This is a genomic window from Photobacterium lutimaris, from assembly GCF_003025555.1.
GTDB classification, from domain to species: Bacteria; Pseudomonadota; Gammaproteobacteria; order Enterobacterales; family Vibrionaceae; genus Photobacterium; species Photobacterium lutimaris.
Genome location: NZ_PYMH01000011.1, coordinates 70,819 through 91,500 on the forward strand (window position 1 = coordinate 70,819; position 20,682 = coordinate 91,500).

The 20,682-nt window shown below is 50.9% G+C and carries 18 protein-coding genes; 14 read left to right on the forward strand and 4 right to left on the reverse strand.

Annotated elements, in window-relative coordinates; translation table 11 throughout:
• Positions 1-44 precede the first annotated feature (44 nt).
• Positions 45-1,601, forward strand: coding sequence for an AbgT family transporter (locus tag C9I99_RS19725; RefSeq protein ID WP_107350549.1), 1,557 nt, complete (start codon positions 45-47; stop codon positions 1,599-1,601).
• A 91-nt stretch (positions 1,602-1,692) separates the two neighbouring features.
• Here C9I99_RS19725 and fghA read toward each other — a convergent pair whose 3' ends face one another.
• Both fghA and C9I99_RS19735 read right to left on the reverse strand, forming a co-directional pair.
• The gene (fghA, locus tag C9I99_RS19730; RefSeq protein WP_107350550.1) at positions 1,693-2,535 is read right to left on the reverse strand and encodes an S-formylglutathione hydrolase; all 843 of its coding nucleotides are present in this window, start codon (positions 2,533-2,535) and stop codon (positions 1,693-1,695) included.
• 58 nt (positions 2,536-2,593) lie between these two features.
• Positions 2,594-3,724, reverse strand: coding sequence for an S-(hydroxymethyl)glutathione dehydrogenase/class III alcohol dehydrogenase (locus C9I99_RS19735; protein WP_107350551.1), 1,131 nt, complete (start codon positions 3,722-3,724; stop codon positions 2,594-2,596).
• Positions 3,725-3,926: 202 nt separating this feature from the next.
• Between C9I99_RS19735 and C9I99_RS19740 the strand changes: the two genes are divergently transcribed.
• Positions 3,927-4,796: a LysR substrate-binding domain-containing protein gene (locus tag C9I99_RS19740; RefSeq protein WP_107350552.1), complete on the forward strand. Its 870-nt coding sequence runs from the start codon at positions 3,927-3,929 to the stop codon at positions 4,794-4,796.
• A 104-nt stretch (positions 4,797-4,900) separates the two neighbouring features.
• Positions 4,901-5,464 (forward strand): tRNA adenosine(34) deaminase TadA, encoded by a 564-nt coding sequence (gene tadA, locus C9I99_RS19745; protein ID WP_420849254.1) that lies wholly within the window; start codon positions 4,901-4,903, stop codon positions 5,462-5,464.
• Positions 5,465-5,492: 28 nt separating this feature from the next.
• On the opposite strand, the gene mltF is transcribed toward tadA, so the two are convergent.
• On the reverse strand, positions 5,493-6,956 hold the full coding sequence (gene mltF / locus C9I99_RS19750; protein ID WP_243734654.1) for a membrane-bound lytic murein transglycosylase MltF: 1,464 nt from the start codon (positions 6,954-6,956) through the stop codon (positions 5,493-5,495).
• A gap of 561 nt (positions 6,957-7,517) precedes the next feature.
• Here mltF and purL point away from each other — a divergent pair.
• From purL to glnB, 4 genes are all read left to right on the forward strand, one after another.
• Positions 7,518-11,429, forward strand: coding sequence for a phosphoribosylformylglycinamidine synthase (purL, locus tag C9I99_RS19755; RefSeq protein ID WP_107350554.1), 3,912 nt, complete (start codon positions 7,518-7,520; stop codon positions 11,427-11,429).
• 161 nt (positions 11,430-11,590) lie between these two features.
• Complete coding sequence (locus C9I99_RS19760; protein ID WP_107350555.1) at positions 11,591-12,268, forward strand: HAD family hydrolase; 678 nt, start codon at positions 11,591-11,593, stop codon at positions 12,266-12,268.
• A gap of 167 nt (positions 12,269-12,435) precedes the next feature.
• A complete protein-coding gene (locus C9I99_RS19765) occupies positions 12,436-12,840 on the forward strand; it encodes a hypothetical protein (protein ID WP_107350556.1) in 405 nt (134 codons plus the stop codon).
• 116 nt (positions 12,841-12,956) lie between these two features.
• Positions 12,957-13,295, forward strand: a complete 339-nt coding sequence (glnB, locus tag C9I99_RS19770; protein ID WP_036818686.1) for a nitrogen regulatory protein P-II — start codon at positions 12,957-12,959, stop codon at positions 13,293-13,295.
• A 341-nt stretch (positions 13,296-13,636) separates the two neighbouring features.
• On the opposite strand, the gene C9I99_RS19775 is transcribed toward glnB, so the two are convergent.
• Positions 13,637-14,254 carry a YitT family protein gene (locus C9I99_RS19775; RefSeq protein ID WP_420849255.1) on the reverse strand — a complete coding sequence of 206 codons (618 nt, stop codon included), beginning with the start codon at positions 14,252-14,254 and terminating at the stop codon, positions 13,637-13,639.
• A gap of 444 nt (positions 14,255-14,698) precedes the next feature.
• Between C9I99_RS19775 and glyA the strand changes: the two genes are divergently transcribed.
• The 7 genes from glyA to nusB all read left to right on the forward strand — a co-directional run bounded on the left by glyA (position 14,699) and on the right by nusB (position 20,679).
• The gene (gene glyA, locus C9I99_RS19780; RefSeq protein ID WP_107350557.1) at positions 14,699-15,949 is read left to right on the forward strand and encodes a serine hydroxymethyltransferase; all 1,251 of its coding nucleotides are present in this window, start codon (positions 14,699-14,701) and stop codon (positions 15,947-15,949) included.
• Between the two features lie 167 nt (positions 15,950-16,116).
• The gene (gene nrdR / locus C9I99_RS19785; RefSeq protein ID WP_107350558.1) at positions 16,117-16,566 is read left to right on the forward strand and encodes a transcriptional regulator NrdR; all 450 of its coding nucleotides are present in this window, start codon (positions 16,117-16,119) and stop codon (positions 16,564-16,566) included.
• Positions 16,567-16,615: 49 nt separating this feature from the next.
• Entirely contained in the window at positions 16,616-17,770 is a 1,155-nt protein-coding gene (gene ribD / locus C9I99_RS19790) for a bifunctional diaminohydroxyphosphoribosylaminopyrimidine deaminase/5-amino-6-(5-phosphoribosylamino)uracil reductase RibD (RefSeq protein WP_107350559.1), read from the forward strand.
• Position 17,771: 1 nt separating this feature from the next.
• On the forward strand, positions 17,772-18,428 hold the full coding sequence (locus C9I99_RS19795; protein ID WP_107350560.1) for a riboflavin synthase: 657 nt from the start codon (positions 17,772-17,774) through the stop codon (positions 18,426-18,428).
• Between the two features lie 34 nt (positions 18,429-18,462).
• Entirely contained in the window at positions 18,463-19,566 is a 1,104-nt protein-coding gene (ribBA, locus tag C9I99_RS19800) for a bifunctional 3,4-dihydroxy-2-butanone-4-phosphate synthase/GTP cyclohydrolase II (protein WP_107350561.1), read from the forward strand.
• Positions 19,567-19,741: 175 nt separating this feature from the next.
• Complete coding sequence (ribH, locus tag C9I99_RS19805; protein ID WP_006646664.1) at positions 19,742-20,212, forward strand: 6,7-dimethyl-8-ribityllumazine synthase; 471 nt, start codon at positions 19,742-19,744, stop codon at positions 20,210-20,212.
• The gene (gene nusB / locus C9I99_RS19810; protein ID WP_107350562.1) at positions 20,212-20,679 is read left to right on the forward strand and encodes a transcription antitermination factor NusB; all 468 of its coding nucleotides are present in this window, start codon (positions 20,212-20,214) and stop codon (positions 20,677-20,679) included. The genes ribH and nusB overlap by 1 nt, the downstream gene beginning before the upstream one ends.
• The last annotated feature ends 3 nt before the right edge of the window (positions 20,680-20,682 follow it).

Here is a 20,682-nt window from a genome sequence, read left to right on the forward strand (position 1 = left end):
AACACAACATTAAAACTCAATCGGTGTATTAAGGATGTACGACTATGAGTGAGACTATTTCGCCCCCACCTTCGCAGAAAGGCATTATCGCGTTCATCGAACGTGCTGGTAAAAAAATCCCTGATCCTGTCATTATTTTCATGTCACTATTTGTATTCTGTTTGGTGTTGACTGCCGCTATTGGAGGCTTGCAGTTTGACATTACAGGTGCAGATGGCGGTGCGGTGACCCACAGCGTCAAAAATATGATGGCAACGGAAAATATCCGTTGGATGTTTGATAATGCATTATTGACCAACTGGCTGTCATTTGGTGGCGGTGTCCTTGGTGTTATCTTGATCGTGATGCTAGGGGTCGGTATCGCGGAAAACTCTGGCTTGCTATCGACGGTGATAAAGAAAGTCGGCCTGCGAATTAATGACCGCTACCTACCGTTGTTGGTTGTTTTCCTCGGTATCATGAGCTCGATTGCAACGGATGCCGGTTACCTGATCCTGATCCCTCTTGCCGGTCTGCTTTATGCGGGCCTGGGTAAGAACCCACTTATTGGTATGGCTGCTGGTTTTGCTGGTGTATCGGCAGGTTTCAGTGCCAACCTGATCCCCGCGACGCCGGTTGACGTTATTCTGGGGGCCAATGCACGTATCTTTGCTGAATCTCAAGGGATCCCTTTTGAAAACGCGGCGGGTGAAGCGCTTAATCCTGCAACGATGCATTATTTCTTCATTTTTGCGTCAACCTTCCTTCTGGCTGGGCTAGGTGCTTGGGTAACGACGCGTTTTGTTGCTCCTCGCCTTGAGAAAATGTCTTACCAGTTGCCGGAAGACTTGAATTTAGATGACTTCAAGGTATCGGAGACAGAGAACAAGGGACTTCGTGCAGCGGGCTTGGGCCTGATTGTTGTGTTGGCTGCTGTGGTTGGCTTGGCAATGGGGCCTTTGGCGACGTACACCAACGAAGCGGGTCGTGAAGTGACCCCTTACCTTGATAATGTGATCTTGCTGATCGCTATGGTGTTTGCGGTTGTCGGTGTTTTCTTCGGCGTGGCAACTGGTAAGTTCAAGTCGCTGCAGGATGTCGTAAAGGCCATGGTGACGCAGATGAACACCATGGGCTATATCTTGGTGTTGACGTTCTTCTGTTATAACTTCTTGGCGCTACTTGGCTTCTCTGGCTTGGGTACCTATGTAACTTACCTTGGTGCAAGCTTCCTGAGTGCGCTGGGCTTGCAAGAGTTCCCAATCCTGCTGATCATCGGTTTTATCCTGACAACTGCGGTAATTAACCTGTTCGTGGGCGGCTTGACGTCGAAGTGGATGCTTCTCGGTCCGATCTTTGTCCCAATGCTGTACCAGGTCAACCCGAACATGACGCCGGATCTTGTAACCGCGGCTTACCGTGTTGCTGATTCATCAACCAACATCATTACGCCAATGATGAGTTATGCGGGGGTTATTCTCGCTTTCATGCGTAAGTACAAGCCTGAGCTATCGTTCGGTGATGTGATTGCGATGATGGTGCCTTATTCGGTTGCATTCCTGACTGTATGGACAACATTGTTGGTGGCTTTCTTTGCCTTCAACATCCCACTAGGCTTTTAATTGAGTCGCAAGAAAAGATAACTTACAGCAGATAAATAAAACCCCGCTTAGAGCGGGGTTTTTTATGTTTTCCGTTCATTGCAGACGATTGCTACAGAAGATACTGGGCATGGAAGCGCAGGTGATCATCGATAAAGCTGGCGATGAAATAGTAGCTATGGTCGTAGCCTTCCTGCATGCGCAGTTCGAGCGGGTAGTCCACGCTTTGGGCGGCTTCGGCAAGTGAATCGGGTTTCAACTGCTCCTCAAGGAAGCTGTCTTGAGTGCCTTGGTCAACCAATGCAGGCACCGGCTGCTGGTTGTGTTTGAGGAGTTCTGTGGTGTCGTATTGCAGCCAAGTGGTGCGGTCGTCACCAAGGTACCCCCCTAAGGCTTTTTCACCCCAAGGGCAATTAACCGGGTTGCTGATCGGGCTGAAGGCCGATACTGAGCTGTAGCGTGATGGGTTGCGCAGGGCAATCATCAAGGCGCCGTGTCCCCCCATAGAGTGGCCACTGATCGCCCTTTTGTCACTCACTGGGAAGTGCTCCTCGATCAAGGCTGGCAGCTCGTTCACTACATAATCATACATGCGGTAGTGGCGGTTCCACGGTGCTTGGGTTGCATTGACATAAAAGCCTGCCCCCAAGCCGAAGTCGTAGGCTCCTTCGGGATCATCCGCGACACCTTCACCACGCGGACTGGTATCCGGCGTCACAATGGCAATACCCAGTTCGGCCGCCAGGCGCTGGGCACCGGCTTTTTGCATGAAGTTCTCATCGCTACAGGTCAAGCCCGACAACCAGTAGAGCACCGGTACTTTTGTTCCCTGGGCGATGTGTGGCGGGAGGAAAATAGCAAAGCGCATGTCGCAGTTCAGCACCGCAGAGTGATGGGTGTATTGCTTGTGCCAGCCACCAAAGCTTTTGTTCCAGCTTACGTTTTCGATAGTCATTAGGATACTCTGTAGTTGCTAGGGCGGCTAGGCTCCTGCTGGAGCCTAGCCGGTAGCATTATTTGTCGTAGTGGATGACTGAGCGGATGCTCTTGCCTTCATGCATCAGGTCAAAGGCTTCGTTGATGGCATCCAGTCCCATGGTGTGGGTAATGAAATCATCCAGCTTAAATTCGCCCGCCATGTAGCGCTCAACAATCTCGGGTAGCTCTGAGCGGCCTTTTACACCACCGAACGCAGAACCACGCCATACTCGGCCTGTTACCAACTGGAACGGGCGGGTAGAGATTTCTTGGCCGGCACCAGCAACCCCGATGATCACCGATTCGCCCCAGCCTTTATGGCAGCACTCAAGGGCTGAGCGCATGACGTTGACGTTACCGATACATTCGAATGAGAAGTCCACACCACCATCGGTCATCTCGACGATCACTTCCTGGATAGGCTTATCGTAGTCGTTCGGGTTGATACAGTCTGTCGCGCCGAGTTCTTTTGCCAACGCGTATTTGCTCTCGTTGATATCAACACCGATGATACGGCTTGCACCGGACATCGTTGCACCGATGATCGCAGACAGACCGATCCCGCCAAGACCGAATATGGCAACGGTGTCCCCTTTTTGTACTTTGGCTGTTTTCAGAACGGCACCCATACCGGTTGTGACGCCACAGCCAAGCAGGCAGACTTCTTCCAATGGTGCTTCTTTGTTGACTTTCGCCAGTGAAATCTCAGGCAGTACCGTGTATTCAGAGAACGTCGAGCAGCCCATGTAGTGGTATATTGGCTGGCCATCCTTATAGAAACGGGTGGTACCGTCGGGCATCAAGCCTTTCCCTTGGGTTTCGCGGATCTGCTGGCATAGGTTAGTTTTGCCTGACTTACAGAACTTACACTCGCCGCATTCAGGGGTGTAAAGCGGAATAACATGGTCGCCGACTTCTACGCTTGTTACACCTTCCCCAACCATCTCAACAATACCGCCGCCTTCGTGGCCAAGGATTGCCGGGAAGATGCCTTCAGGATCATCACCTGACAGAGTGAAAGCATCAGTATGGCAAACACCGGTGGCGATAATACGTACCAATACTTCGCCTTTCTTTGGCAGCATCACGTCAACTTCTTCAACAGAAAGTGGCTGGTTTGGACCCCATGCGATGGCCGCCTTGGATTTGATAAATTGCTCAGACATTTCATTTCTCTCTTATGATCGTTGGGCGAAGCCCGTGTTGTTCCTACGGTTGCTATAACAGTAGGAGAGAATTTTTAACGATGGTGCAGAGATTGTGTGTTCTGCTGTTTCGTTGTGATGGGCTTAGTATATTTATTTCTTGTAAGATGATAATTACCCTATAATGCAAATAACTTTTTCTGATGTGTAATAATGGTGGGCTATGTTTTTGTGGGAAGGGGTCAGTGAGTTTGTCGCGGTAGCGGAAGCTGAGAGTTTCACGGCAGCGTCCAAGCAGCTCGGTATATCCACGGCCCAGGTCAGTCGCCAGGTCAGTGCGTTGGAAAATAGACTCAATACCAAATTGTTTTACCGTACAACCCGCAAGGTTTCGTTAACCGAAGAAGGCACCATTTATTATCAGCATTGCCGCCGCTTGATGGACGGGCTGGAAGAAGCCGAACGGGCGATCAGCGACCGGCGTGATGCCCCGCAGGGGAGCTTGAAACTCACAGCGCCGGTAACCTATGGTGAGCAATACATCATGCCGTTGGTGGTGGATTTTATGCAGTTGTATCCCGAAGTGGATGTGACAATGAATTTGACCAACCAGACGGTGGATTTGGTCGAGGGGGGATATGATCTGGCAATCCGCCTCGGCAAGCTCAGCAGCTCGACCATGATGGCTAAGCGCCTTGCCAGCCGCACCCAGTTTGTTTGTGCCTCCTCGTCTTATTTGGAGAAGTCCGGGGTGCCGCATTCGTTGTCCGAACTGCGCCATCATAATTGCTTGGTGGGCAATTATGATCACTGGCGTTTTCAAGAAGCGGGTAAAGAGCGCAGTGTCAGGGTTGATGGCACGTTGCATTGTGCCAGTGGCCATGCTCTGCGCGATGCGGCCTTGAAAGGGCTGGGGTTGGTTCAGTTACCTGATTACTACATCAGTGATGATATCGAGAAGGGGGATCTGGTTACGGTGTTAGATACATTCCGTGAGCCGGAAGAGGGGATCTGGGCGCTTTATCCCCATAACCGTCACTTATCGCCCAAGGTTCGTTTGCTGGTGGATTTTTTAGCCGAGTCGTTGTCATAGAGCCTGAACCCCGCTCTTTTGAGGCGAGGCAGCCCAAGTCTCGCATCCCACGGGCTTTTGGGTATAATCAGCGGCCTCAAGTAATCGCGAGTTAGAAGCCATTCATGACAGATCGATCCATGTCAAAGCCAGCTGGGGCCGAAACGGCTCCAGAATATAACGATGAAGATTTCATGCGCCGCGCCATGGAGCTAGCCGCCCGTGCCGAAGCCGTTGGTGAAGTGCCTGTCGGTGCTGTCGTGGTCTATCAGGGGCAGGTCGTCGGTGAGGGTTGGAATCGCTCCATTACCCAGCATGATGCCACAGCCCATGCCGAAATCATGGCGTTGCGCCAAGCAGGGCAAGTCGTACAGAATTACCGTCTGCTTGATGCCACCTTGTATGTGACGTTGGAGCCATGCCCGATGTGTGCAGGTGCCATGGTACACAGCCGGATTGGCAAGGTGGTGTTTGGTGCCCACGATCTGAAAACCGGTGCGGCAGGCAGTATCATGAACCTGCTCAGTTACGAGCAGGTCAATCACCATGTGGCCATTCAATCTGGGGTGCTGGCCGATGAGTGCCGTCAGCAGTTACAGGCTTTTTTCAAGCGCCGCCGGGCCGAGAAAAAGGCCGAAAAGAAAGCGCGTCAGCAAGCCCTGCAAAAGGCGGCAGATAACCCTTCCTGATCCCAGCACCGCCGGGGGAGGGGGGGGATTAATTGTTGGCTGTTTTGGTTGGTGTTGATACCTCGTTCGCAGCGGCTTCCTCATCGGCTGGAGGCTGCTGGGCAAGCGTAACCGTTGACGGGGTAATGGTATGCAGGCCATCAATCAATTCAATTTCATCAAGCTGTGGCTCTTGGCTATGGGTCTGCTCGTAGCCGATAATGCTTTGGTAGTAACGACGGATATTCTCCACATAATGTAGCGCCTCATCACCACGGGCATAGCCATAGCGGGTTTGTTTGTAGTACTTGCGCTGGCGCAGCAGCGGCAGGCGTTGCTTCACATCGCTCCAAGCGTCTGGATTGCCGCCCTGTGACAGGGTGAGGCGGCGGGCGTCCATCAAGTGACCGAAACCGACGTTATACGACGCCAGGGCAAACCACACTTTTTCATGCTCTTCGATACTGTCCGGGATCCGGTTGATCATTTTACGCAGGTAATCGGTACCGCCGCGGATACTCTGCTCCGGATCCAAACGGTTTTTGACCCCGACTGAGCGGGCTGTTGGCAGGGTCAGCATCATCATGCCGCGCACCCCTGTTGGTGAGACTGCGCGTGGGTTCCAGTGTGATTCCTGGTAGGACAGGGCAGCAATCAAGCGCCAGTCAAATTCGTTGGCATATTGCTTGAACAAGCCTTTCCATTTTGGCAACTTGCCTTCGACTGCACGCAGGAAGGCGCGGGTATCGACGTAATCGAACTTGTCGACGTGGCCGAGGTATTTTTCTTCCAGTTTGGCCAATTCACCGCTTTGTTGGATTTCACCAAAGAATTCGATCAGTAGGGCATACAGGCTGTCATCATTATTCTGGTTGACGAACCAAGCGATAGGTTCATCTTCGGTCAGTTCCAGAGCGGTAGTGACATCCGGCAAGATTCGTTGGTTCAAGGCGATATCGACCGAGTCAGCCAGGGTATAGTCGAGCTCGCCCACGGCGACTTGGCGAAGTAACTCGTCGCTGTCGATTTCTTCAAGCGATTGCCATGTCAGGGTTGGGTGATCTTGCTTGAGGGCTTGCAGGGTCTTCTCATGGCTAGAGCCGCTGACAACCGCCAGCGAACCTTTGTTTTCGGCAAGATCGACGATGCTGCGTGGGCGCCATTGGCCTTTTTTGTAGACCACTTTCTGACTGGCGTAGTAATACGCCGGTGCGGCACGAAAATTCGCCAGGCGCTCATCGGTCATGGTCAGGCCGGCGGCAAGGATATCGACATCACCGCGATCGAGGCTGGGAAACAGGCCGGAGAGGGTGAACATTGCCTTCATTTCCAGCTTCACGCCCAGTTTCTCGGCAAAGCGGCGGGCCAGTTCGTAATCCAACCCGGTAGGGCCTTCATTACCAATATAATAAGAGAGCTGGTTATTGAGCGTTCCGACACGCAGTACCCCTTCTTCGCGGATCCGTTCTAGTTCCGTGCGGGGCTCTTCCTGCCACAAGCAGCCATTGAGCATCAAGAGGCTCAATAGTAAGACAATGAATTGTTTATAACTTGGATTCGGTCGAAGAGTGCTCAACGATGTATGCTCTTGGTAAAAACAGGATGTCCTTTATACCAAAGCTCGTCCGATCCGCAAAATAATCACCGTCTTTTGACGACAGGTTTGCCGTAGTATGACGCAATTCTTAAACCCGAAATCGTAAAGAAATGTAATTAAGCCCGGCGGTTTCGTCGCACCTGTTATCGGTGTCACCGTTTAGCTCTGCCAGAGAGGCGACTGCCTATCAGCCCCGCCTGTCTGGGAACCCCGCAAATTGCTGCAAAAAGAACCATGATAGTTCTGCAGGGGCCGATATCTCCCTGTTTTTGGCACTGATTGAAAAAAAAACACGCAAACGGTTGCGTCAGGTGTTACGTCACAAAAAAATTTCCCTTATACTACGCCCCATCATGAGCTGGTCGCCTTAAACGGGTAATGGCAAATGAGGTGACATTGACGTAATTGTCCCGGTATCGGCCCGGGGGTTAGGCCAATATCACCTTTATTCAACTGCTAATCGAGAGACGTTCGCACATGGAAATTTTGCGTGGTTCACCCGCACTGTCTGAGTTTCGCGTTAATAAGCTACTAGAGCGTTGCCGTGAATTGGATCTGCCTGTGTCAGGTATTTATGCTGAGTTCATGCACTTTGCAGACTTGTCTGCGCCACTGAGTGCGGAAGAGCAAGAGAAGCTAACAAGCTTGCTGACTTACGGCCCTACGATTGCAGAGCACGAGCCGTCTGGCCTACTGCTGCTGGTTACCCCTCGTCCGGGAACAATCTCCCCATGGTCATCGAAGTCTACCGATATCGCCCATAACTGTGCCCTTGATCAAGTCAAGCGCCTGGAGCGTGGTACGGCCTATTATATCGACACCTCTGCCGAGCTATCTGCAGAACAAGAGGTGGTGCTGAAAGGCCTGATCCACGATCGCATGATGGACGTTGTTTTCACTGACTTTGATTCAGCAGTTGCCCTTTTCCAAGTTGCCGAACCTGCCCCTGTTGCTGATGTCGATCTCCTTTCAGGTGGCCGAAAAGCACTTGAAGAGGCAAACGTGACGCTAGGCCTTGCGCTTGCTGAAGACGAAATTGATTACTTATTAGAAAGCTTCGTGACGAAGCTTGAGCGCAACCCAACAGACATCGAACTGATGATGTTTGCCCAGGCGAACTCAGAGCACTGCCGCCACAAGATTTTCAACGCCGATTGGACTATCGATGGTGTGAAGCAAGAAAAGTCCTTGTTCAAGATGATCAAGAACACGTTCGAGACCACGCCGGACCACGTTCTGTCTGCCTACAAAGATAATGCCGCTGTCATGACGGGCTCTAAAGTGGGTCGTTTCTTCCCAGATCCTGAGACTCGCCAGTACAACTACCATAACGAAGATGCGCACATCCTGATGAAGGTGGAAACGCATAACCACCCAACGGCTATCTCGCCGTGGCCAGGGGCTTCTACCGGTTCTGGTGGTGAGATCCGTGATGAAGGCGCAACAGGTATTGGTGGTAAGCCAAAGGCTGGTCTTGTTGGTTTCACAACATCTAACCTACGCATTCCTGGCTTTGAACAGCCATGGGAAACCGACTTCGGTAAGCCGGGACGTATCGTTAACGCGCTAGACATTATGCTAGAAGGTCCACTGGGTGGCGCTGCGTTCAACAACGAATTTGGTCGTCCTAATCTGCTGGGCTACTTCCGTACCTACGAAGAAAAAGTGAACTCTCACGCCGGTGTTGAAGTACGTGGTTACCACAAGCCAATCATGATTGCTGGCGGTATGGGTAATATCCGTGACGAGCACGTGCAGAAGAAAGAGATCCCTGTCGGTGCAAGCCTAATCGTTCTGGGTGGTCCTGCGATGAACATCGGCCTTGGCGGTGGTGCAGCCTCGTCAATGGCATCTGGCCAGTCAGCGGAAGATTTAGACTTTGCTTCTGTGCAGCGTGAAAACCCAGAGATGGAGCGTCGTTGTCAGGAAGTGATCGACCGTTGTTGGCAGTTGGGTGATGATAACCCAATCGCATTCATCCACGATGTGGGCGCGGGCGGTATCTCTAACGCACTGCCTGAGCTTGTCGACGATGGCGAGCGCGGTGGTATCTTCCAGCTGCGTGACGTGCCAAACGATGAGCCGGGTATGAGCCCACTTGAGATTTGGTGTAATGAATCACAAGAGCGTTACGTGATGGCTGTTGCGCCAGAGCATATGGCAGCATTCGATGCTATCTGTCAGCGTGAACGTGCACCGTACGCCGTGGTTGGTGTTGCCACCGAAGAGCGTGATCTGAAACTTGAAGATTCACACTTCGACAATACGCCAATTGACATGCCAATGGACATCCTGTTGGGCAAAACGCCGAAGATGCACCGTGATGCAACGACGTTGAAAGTCGATAGCCCGGCGATTGTGCGCGATGGTATTGAAATCAACGAAGCGGCTGAACGCGTACTGCGCCTTCCTACCGTTGCTGAGAAAACATTCCTTATTACTATCGGTGACCGTACCGTAACGGGTCTTGTGGCTCGTGACCAGATGGTTGGTCCATGGCAGGTGCCGGTCGCCAACTGTGCGGTAACCGCGGCTAGCTACGATTCTTACCACGGCGAAGCAATGTCGATGGGTGAGCGTACGCCAGTTGCCCTGCTTGACTTTGGTGCGTCTGCACGCCTAGCTGTCGGTGAGTCGCTAACCAACATCGCCGCGACCGATATCGGCGATATCAAGCACATTAAACTGTCTGCCAACTGGATGTCCCCTGCGGGTCACCCAGGTGAGGATGCGGGTCTTTACGAAGCGGTTAAAGCGGTCGGTGAAGAGCTTTGTCCTGCATTGGGTCTGACTATCCCTGTGGGTAAAGACTCCATGTCAATGAAGACCAAGTGGGAAGAGAACGGCGAAAACAAAGAAGTGACATCGCCACTGTCTCTTGTGATCACAGCCTTTGGCCGTGTTGAAGATGTCCGTAAGACCGTAACGCCTCAGCTGCGCACTGACAAAGGTGACACATCACTGGTTCTGGTTGACCTGGGTAACGGTAAAAATCGTTTGGGTGCGACTGCACTGGCACAGGTTTACAAGCAGCTTGGCGACAAGCCAGCAGACGTTGATAACGCAGAGCAGCTGAAAGGCTTCTTTGATGCAATGCAAACACTGGTTCGTGATGACAAGCTGGTGGCTTACCACGATAAAGGCGATGGCGGTTTATTCGTCACGCTGGCAGAAATGGCATTTGCTGGTCACTGTGGTGTGAAAGCTGATATTGCTGAGCTGGGCGAAGACACGCTAGCGGCGCTGTTTAACGAAGAACTAGGTGCCGTTGTTCAGGTTAAGAATGACGACCTAGACACGGTGAAAGCGGTATTGGCAGCGAACGGTCTGGCGATATGTACTCACGTTATCGGTAGCGTAGAAGCGTCAGATAGCGTTGTGATCACCTCGGGTGATGCTGTGGTACTGGAACGCTCTCGTATCGAGCTACGTACTATCTGGGCGGAAACCACCCACAAGATGCAAGGCCTGCGTGACAACCCAGCCTGTGCTGACCAAGAGTTCGCAGCGAAGAAAGACAACACCGATCCAGGCCTTAACGCTAGCCTGAGCTTTGATATCAACGAAGATGTTGCCGCGCCGTTTATTGCCGGTGCGATGGTCAACACCGGCGCCAAGCCGAAGATGGCTATCCTGCGTGAGCAGGGTGTTAACTCTCATGTCGAGATGGCTGCAGCCTTTGACCGTGCTGGTTTTGAAGCGACGGATATCCACATGAGCGATATCCTGACAGGCCAAGCCGCACTGGATGAGTACCACGGCCTCGTGGCTTGTGGTGGCTTCTCTTACGGTGACGTACTGGGTGCCGGTGAAGGTTGGGCGAAGTCTATCTTATTCAACGCACAAGCTCGCGACCAGTTCCAGGCATTCTTCAACCGCGACAACACCTTCTCGCTAGGTGTGTGTAACGGCTGTCAGATGCTGTCGAACCTGAAAGAGCTGATCCCTGGTGCCGACCTGTGGCCGCGTTTCGTTCGCAACGAATCAGAACGTTTTGAAGCGCGCTTCAGCCTGGTTGAAGTCCAGAAGTCGGATTCTGTCTTCTTTGACGGTATGGCTGGCTCTCGTATGCCAATCGCAGTCTCTCACGGTGAAGGCCGTGTTGAGGTTCGCAATGCGGATCACCTAAGCGCCATCGAAGCATCAGGCACGGTAGCGGTGCGTTACGTTGATAACAACGGTCACCCAACGCAGCAGTACCCGAATAACCCGAATGGTTCACCGAATGCAATTACCGGTCTGACAACGCAAGATGGTCGTGTGACGATCATGATGCCTCACCCAGAGCGTGTTTTCCGTACGGTGGCTAACTCTTGGCACCCAGATGAGTGGAGCGAGAACAGCCCATGGATGCGCATGTTCCGCAATGCCCGAGTAAATATCGGCTAAGCTAATCGCTTAATATTGATGAAAAAAACCGCTCCCAGTGAGCGGTTTTTTATTACCTGTATCATTTTTGGGAAATAAAGTTAGTACTAAATACAAATGTATGATTAAGCTGAAGTTATCCATCTATTGGTGAGTCGGCCCTAGCCGGTGCAGGAGGTGCAATGATTTTCTTCGACCTTGATAATACCTTGCTCGATCATGATGGTGCGGAGCAAGACGCCATTCGCGACTTTGCTAAGCGCTATTGTGATGACATTATTGACTGTCCCGATGGTATCGAGACCATGTGGCGGGCTATCACCGATGAAAAGCGTCGGCAGTGGCGGGCAGGGGCACTTAATTTTGAAGGTTTGCGCCGGGCCAGGATCAGTGCATTATTTCGTCGACCGCTCAGTGAAGAGCAGGCCGACAGGCTGATTGCCGAGTACTATGAACACTACCGCCAATACTGGCGTCTGTTTCCCGATGTCTTACCGGCACTGGAAAAACTGCGTGACGTCGAACCGCTGGCCATTATCACCAATGGCTTCACCTATCATCAAGAAGCCAAGCTACAAGCTACAGGGATCCGTGAGTTTTTCTCGTACCTGGTGATCTCGGAGCAGGTCGGAGCCGCCAAGCCCGATCCGCGTATTTTCCAGCGCGCATTGAAACAAAGTGGTAAACAGGCTCATGAGTGCTGGTATATCGGCAACCACCCGCATAATGATGCCATGGCAGCCAGCCAGTTGGGCTTTAAGGCGGTATGGCTCAACCGGCAAAAGTTGGACACCAAAGTGTCAACCCGGGTAGTCAGAAGCCTTGATGGATTGGTCGATCTCGTTACCGTCCACTACTAGTTCATCTCGCGTTTACCGGGAACCTATTGTGAAACAGCGGTCTAAATTAAAGGAGGAAAATTAAACGATTAAATGGTTGAATAATTGTTGTGCTGGTTAAAATACCCGCATAAGATATGCGCTTATTTTTTCCCAGTCTGTCATTACCTCATGGAAGAGAGACAATAATGGATGTAACACGTCATGGACTGCGTTTGGCCACCAAGGGCCTCGCAGTACTTGTAATGATCTGCCTGGTAAGATATGCCGACAGTTTTGCCCTGATTTTCAGCTTAAATCAGGTCGGAATCGTACCAAGCTATATCGCTATCTTGGTTCTGCTTTCCGGTGTCGGTGCGATACTCGGTCTTAGTCGTGGAAATCGCTGGGGATTCATCCCGCTCTACTTTTTTATTCCCGCAATTACCATGTTCTTCAACTACAGCATGATCCCTTATTTGCCCCAGTTGTTTAGCCCTGAGTTTAGGGGAATAGCGATCTTTTTCCTTAATAGTAGCGTGCTACTTTTTTCTGTTCTGCTGTTGCTGAAAATGATGGACAATGATGTCATATTCTCGATAGAAAAATACTAAAACGCTGATCTTTCAGCATCAGGCTTTTGATATACTTCACTTAAATTAATTAGGTCGTTGGCAGATCCCTAACACACTCCTGCCAGCAGTACCTCGCTCAGCAAAGGATGATGAGAATGAAAAAAATTGAAGCCATTATCAAGCCGTTCAAGCTTGACGATGTCCGTGAAGCCCTAGCCGATGTAGGCATAACGGGTATGACCGTATCCGAAGTCAAAGGTTTCGGTCGCCAAAAAGGTCACACCGAGCTCTACCGTGGCGCTGAGTACATGGTCGACTTCTTACCAAAAGTAAAATTGGAAATCGTCGTGGCCGATGAAGTGGCCGAGCAATGCATCGACACCATCATCGAAACGGCACAAACCGGCAAGATCGGTGACGGTAAGATCTTCATGTTTGATGTTGAGCGTGTGGTGCGGATCAGGACCGGCGAAGAAGACGAGGACGCCATCTAAATTAAGATGATAGCTTCGTTATTTCGCTCAATAACTTTATCGGGAGTGCTCATTTATGCGTATAAACTCCGCGCTCCCTCTGCGTTCTTGAGCGAAATCCCTTCGCTTTCATCTCTATTCAACTTTGTTAGTATACGCTCCGCTTTCTCTTGTTAGAGATAAAGCATCTTCGTCTGAGATGATTTGACTGAGATAAGTTTCACTTTTCCTCTCTTTATACCAACCTACATAAATCCTTGATCAACTACTTATCCAGATTGGTATTAGAAGGGCTGTCAATTGGCATAAAAAAGTGAAAGCCATTGATAGACTTCCACTTCTTATCAAACTATTTGACCACTCTAGCTTGCTTGTGGCTTTAGTTCGCCACTGTAACGGCCCGGTTTGTGGTTCATAGCCAAAACCAAGTTCAGCACAAATGCGCCGACGATCGAGAACAGCAATACCATTGGGCTGACAAGGAAGAAGGAAGCGACCAGAATGGTGATATCAATTCCCATCTGCAGCTTGCCTGCTGACCATCCCATCTTTTCCTGCAGGAACAGTACCAGTACGTTAAAGCCACCCAGGCTGGTTTTGTGGCGGAATAGGATCAGCATACCCAGTCCCATCAACAAGCCACCAATCAATGCGCAGTACAGCGGTTCGAGACGGCTGATCTCCAGCACATGGTGCAGGTTATCAGTAATGATCGAAACCAGTCCGCCAGAAATAATACTGGTAATAGCAAAGCTCTTGCCCATTCTGAACCAGGCCATCAGGTAAAACGGACAGTTCATCATAAAGTACAGCTGGCCAAAAGACAGATCGACAAACTGGCTGACCAGAAGAGCCAGACCGGTTGTACCGCCGGTGAGGAGATCAGCTTGCTGGAGAAAGAAAACCCCTTGGGCAACGATGAAAGTACCGGTAAGAATAGCAATGATATTTTCTTTCAGTGAATGGTGGTTACGGCTCAAGACAACGCTCCTTTTGTTTAGACGCGTCATGATATCGACCATTGCTGGCAAGTGTGATAGCGCGAGGAAAATCTGTTGATCTTGAGGTGTACAAAAAAAATTACGCAATCGTAAAAAATTAATTTATAGCATGACTTGTAATGCAGGTATTTTGATTTTGGTTGTCTATGCCGAGGGAGTGAACAACTTGAAAACAATTCATACCAAAAATGAAATAAATACCAATAAAAAGTCACATTAGGGGTATCTGATTTAGATCAAATTCTGTAAAATACTGCTTTATCTACAGGCGAGACGAAAACGTTTGCGTCCCCGTGGCGCCTAGCTTTGCGGTTTTTCCGATCTTTGCCAATTTTGTGTGTTTACCGCCTCTTTGTCGGTGTAGCTATTAACTGGCTAGCAGAGACAAAAAGGACTGAAAACAATCCGAGTCAGGAGATACAGATGCTAAAGCGCGACATGAATATTGCCGATTATGATGCTGAACTATTTGCAGCGATTCAGGAAGAAACGGCGCGTCAGGAAGAGCACATCGAGTTGATTGCTTCTGAAAACTACACCAGTCCGCGCGTGATGCAAGCGCAAGGCTCCCAGCTAACCAACAAGTATGCTGAAGGTTACCCGGGTAAGCGTTACTACGGTGGTTGTGAGTTCGTTGATAAAGCCGAGCAGCTAGCGATTGACCGCGCCTGTGAGTTATTTGGTGCAGAGTATGCGAATGTCCAGCCTCACTCAGGCTCCCAGGCCAACAATGCCGTTTACATGGCGCTATTGAACGCTGGTGATACGGTGTTGGGTATGAGTCTGGCACACGGTGGCCACCTGACTCACGGCTCACCAGTCAACTTCTCGGGCAAGCTATACAACATTATCCCTTACGGCATTGATGAAGCTGGCCAGATTGATTACGCCGAAGTAGAAGCATTGGCGCTTGAGCACAAGCCAAAAATGATCATCGGTGGTTTCTCTGCCTACTCTCAGATTGTTGACTGGAAGCGCATGCGTGAAATCGCAGATAAAGTCGGCGCGTACTTCTTTGTTGATATGGCGCACGTTGCCGGTTTGATTGCTGCAGGCGTTTACCCGAACCCTGTGCCACATGCGCACGTTGTGTCAACAACGACGCACAAGACCCTAGCTGGTCCTCGTGGTGGCCTGATCCTGTCAAATGCGGGCGAAGACCTATACAAGAAGCTGAACTCTGCCGTATTCCCTGGCGGTCAGGGTGGTCCACTGATGCATGTGATTGCGGCAAAAGCGGTAGCCTTCAAAGAAGCGATGGAGCCTGAGTTCAAAGACTACCAGGCACGCGTGGTTGAAAATGCCAAGGCGATGGTGGGTGAATTTCTGGAGCGCGGTTACAAGATCGTCTCTGGCAGTACTGAGAACCACCTGTTCTTGGTTGACCTGATTGACAAAGGCATCACAGGTAAAGAAGCGGATGCGGCACTGGGCGCAGCGAATATTACTGTGAACAAAAACAGTGTACCGAATGACCCGCGTAGCCCGTTTGTTACCTCTGGTATCCGCGTGGGTACGCCAGCCATCACTCGCCGTGGCTTTACGGTTGAAGATGCCAAGCAATTGGCTAACTGGATGTGTGATGTGATGGATAACATCGACAACCCAGAAGTGATTGAAGCGACTAAAGCCAAGGTGCTGGAAATCTGTAAACGCCTACCTGTTTACGCGTAATAGCAACGCCGCTTGGCGACGGTAACCAAATATAAAAAGAGGGTCTGCAGGTTGCAGGCCCTTTTTTATGCCTTTTTCGATAGCATTTTCAGGAGAAATTTTTTGGTAATAGTCTCCCCCTGTTATTGAAATGGGTTACACTGGTGCGACGAAGTTGAGGAGGCAAGATGCATTGTCCTTTTTGTGGTGCCAATGACACCAAAGTAATAGATTCTCGATTGGTGGCCGATGGCCATCAGGTTCGTCGTCGTCGTCAGTGCCTAGCATGTAGCGAACGTTATACGACGTTTGAAACCGCTGAGTTGGTGATGCCGCGGGTGATCAAAACTAATGGCAACCGCGACCCGTTCAATGAAGAAAAAATGCGCGGTGGGATCCAGCGTGCGTTGGAAAAGCGTCCTGTCAGCGCCGATGATATCGAGCGTGCCATTAACACCATCAAATCGCGCCTGCGGGCGACCGGTGAGCGTGAAGTGCCATCGGAAATGATCGGTAATTTGGTGATGGAAGCGCTGAAAGAATTGGATAAAGTCGCTTATATCCGATTTGCTTCTGTTTACCGCAGTTTTGAAGACATTCGTGAGTTTGGTGAAGAAATCGCTAAACTAGAAAAATAATTGATGCCGGACGTGATGTGCCGGCTTTTCTAACCAATACTGAAGTCTCATGTTCTCATCTATCGACCATGCCATGATGCTACGTGCTATCACGTTGGCGAAGAACGGTCAGTACACTACCACCCCTAATCCCAATGTCGGCTGTGTGATCGCCCATGGCGATGAAATCGTCGGCGAAGGTTATCATTACCGTGCCGGTCAGCCCCACGCTGAAGTCTATGCCCTTCGTGCAGCGGGCGCAAAAGCCGCGGGGGCGACGGCCTATGTTACCTTGGAGCCTTGCTCCCACTACGGACGCACCCCGCCATGTGCCGAAGCGCTGGTTAAAGCCAGCGTGAAGCGGGTGGTTTGCGCCATGGTTGATCCCAATCCGAAAGTGGCGGGTCGTGGTATTACGATGCTGCAGCAAGCGGGTATCGAAGTACAAACAGGCTTGCTCGAGCAAGATGCTGAAGCGCTGAATCCCGGTTTTATTAAAGTCATGAAAACCGGTCTTCCGTATGTCCAACTGAAGTTGGCTGCCAGCCTTGATGGCCGTACCGCATTGGCTAATGGTGAAAGTAAATGGATCACCGGCCCTGCCGCAAGGGCGGATGTTCAGCGCTATCGCGCCAGAGCCGGCGCTATCTTGTCAACCAGTGCAACAGTGTTGGCTGATGATCCGTCGCTGAATGTGCGTTGGCAGGAGTTGGGAACGGAGGTGCAGTCAGCCTATCCGCAGGCAGAATTACGTCAGCCGGTTCGGGTGGTGATTGACAGCCTGAACCGAGTGACGCCCCAGCATCACTTGGTCGGTCTACCGGGCAAAACGGTACTGGCGAGAAAGCAGGCCGATACGCAATCATGGCCGCAAGATGTTGAACAACTGGTGATCAAAGAAGGCGAGGGTGTCGATCTTCCGGCCTTGATGGCTGTGTTGGCACAGAACAACATTCATCATATCTGGGTTGAAGCGGGGGCCAGCCTCGCGGGAGCTTTGCTGCAAGCTGGATTGGTCGATGAGCTGATCTTGTACCAAGCGCCCAAGTTGATGGGCAGCGATAGCCGCGGGTTGGTTGATCTCAACGGCCTGGTGTCGATGGATCAGGTTCCCGAGCTGAGCGTGACGGATGTGCGTATGGTCGGAGGGGATATTCGTATCTCTGCCCGTGTCCAAGCCCATATCCAAACAGATATACTCAATCAGACAAAGCATAAGGTTTGACATGTTTACTGGCATTATTGAAGCCGTGGGTACGATTACGGCCCTGACCCCTAAAGGCAAAGACATTTCTGTGACGGTGGACTCCGGCAAGCTAGACCTATCCGATGTAAAATTGGGTGATAGCATTGCAACCAACGGCGTGTGTTTGACTGTTGTTGCACTGACCGGATCAGGCTATGTGGCCGACTTGTCATTGGAAACATTAAAACGTACCGCATTTGTGGAATACCGTGCGGGACAGAAGGTTAATTTGGAAAAAGCCATGCTGCCGACCACACGTTTCGGTGGCCATATGGTGTCTGGTCATGTTGATGACGTGGCGGAAGTGATTGAGCGCAGCCAAACTGGCCGCGCGATTGAGTTTTGGCTCAAGGCTCCCGCCCATTTGGCGAAGTACATTTCTGAGAAGGGCTCGGTCTCTGTTGATGGGATCAGCCTGACGGTTAACGCTATCCGCGGTGATGAGTTCAAGCTAACGATCGTGCCGCACACGGCATCGGAAACCACCATGGAAGCGTTCACGCCGGGTCGCAAGATCAACCTGGAAGTGGATGTTATCGCCCGCTATTTGGAGCGCCTGATGTTGGGCGACAAGGCCGCGGAGCCAAAATCAGAAGTGTCTATGGATTTGCTGGCCCGCAGCGGGTTCCTTCGATAAACAGACAGAATATAAACAAGAATAAGGTAGCGATATGGCTCTAAGCAGTGCAAAGGAAATCATCGAAGATATCCGCCTCGGTAAGATGGTTATCCTGATGGATGACGAAGATCGTGAGAATGAAGGCGATCTGATCATTGCGGCGGAAAAAATCACGCCTGAAGCAATTAACTTTATGGCCCGTCATGGCCGTGGGTTGATCTGCTTGACCTTGACGAAATCCCGCTGTCAGCAACTGAAGTTGCCTTTGATGGTGCAGGATAACACCGAGCAATTCAGCACCAACTTCACCGTATCGATTGAAGCGGCAGAAGGGGTAACAACCGGTATTTCAGCTGCCGATCGCTCTGTGACGGTACAGGCTGCCGTTGCAGCCAATGCGTCGCCGGCCGATATCGTGATGCCTGGTCATATTTTCCCGCTGATGGCGCAAGAAGGTGGGGTATTGGCCCGTGCCGGCCACACTGAAGCTGGCTGTGATATTGCACGCCTAGCAGGTTTGGAGCCATCAAGTGTGATTGTCGAAATCCTCAACGAAGACGGCACCATGGCCCGTCGTCCGGATCTCGAGATCTTTGCCGAGCAGCACGGCCTGAAACTGGGTACGATTGCAGACCTTATTGAATACCGTAATAACAACGAAACCACCATCGAACGTGTCGCGCAGTGCACGCTGCCAACGGAGTTCGGTGAGTTTGAGATGATCACCTACCGTGACACCATCGATAACGAAGTCCACTATGCGTTGCAAAAAGGCGATGTGGTCGAAGGCGAGCCCACGTTAGTGCGTGTTCACCTGCAAGATACCTTCAAAGATATTCTTCACTCGGGGGCGACCCAGTGGACACTGCCATCGGCCATGAAGCGTATTGCTGAGGAAGGCGGGGTATTGGTGGTGCTAAGCAAGGCGGAAAGCCAAGAATCGATCATTACCAAAGTCCAAAATATGGCTGCTAAGGAAGAAGGTAAACCCGGCGTGAAGCTTAATCCGAAAGATCAGTCGCGCCAGGTGGGCGTGGGTTCGCAGATCTTGTCTGATTTAGGTGTGTCTAAAATGCGCCTACTGTCGTCCAGTACCCAGCGCTACCATTCGCTATCGGGCTTTGGCCTCGAAGCGGTTGAATACATTTGTGAATAATGAAGACGGGTAAGCTGCCCGTTATTCATCTAAACGCAGAACTCAAAAAATCATCCCAAACATTGCCGGTATGGGACGGGAACACGCTTGAATATGCCAATTGGTATAACGCATAAAGTGTGATAGACTCCCGCGGTTTCTCATACCGGAAATAGACATAGTCACAGGAAGGCCCATGAAGGTAATTGAAGGCGCCATCGCGGCACCAAACGCAAAAGTTGCTATCGTAATTGCACGCTTCAACAGCTTTATCAACGAAAGCCTGCTTTCAGGTGCGCTAGACGCTCTGAAACGTCAGGGTCAAGTCAGTGAAGACAACATCACTGTTGTTCGCTGCCCAGGAGCATACGAACTACCACTTGTTGCTCAGCAAGTTGCTAAAAGCGATCGTTACGATGCTATTGTTGCGCTTGGCTCTGTGATCCGTGGCGGAACGCCACATTTTGATTATGTTGCCGGTGAGTGTAACAAAGGTCTGGCTCAGATTGCTCTAGAGTATAATACTCCAGTTGCATTCGGTGTTCTGACTGTAGATTCTATCGAACAAGCCATTGAGCGTGCCGGTACCAAGGCTGGTAATAAAGGGGCAGAGGCTGCACTAAGCGCGCTTGAAATGGTTAATGTCCTGTCCCAAATCGAATCCTAATGGGGGTTGCTGTGAAACCAGCCGCACGTCGTAACGCACGTCACTTTGCTGTACAAGCAATTTATTCTTGGCAAATTACCAAAGGTAATGTTGCCGATATTGAACAATATTTCCTTTCTGGTGACAACTTCGAAGAAGAAGAACATCAGGCTGAAGCTCCGGCGCTAGCTGCACCTCATACAGATGTTGCTTACTTCCGTGATCTACTGACCGGTGTTGTTCTTAACTATCAGGAACTGGACAGCAAGATGCGTCCATATCTGTCACGTCCTTTACAGGATCTTGACCAGATGGAACTGGCGCTACTTCGTCTTGCTATGTACGAGATGATCAAGCGTGATGACGTACCATACAAAGTCGTGATTAACGAAGCTATCGAGCTGGCAAAAGCCTTCGGTGCTGAAGATAGCCACAAGTTTGTCAATGGTGTGCTAGATAAAGCCGCGCCATCACTTCGCAAGAAGTAATCA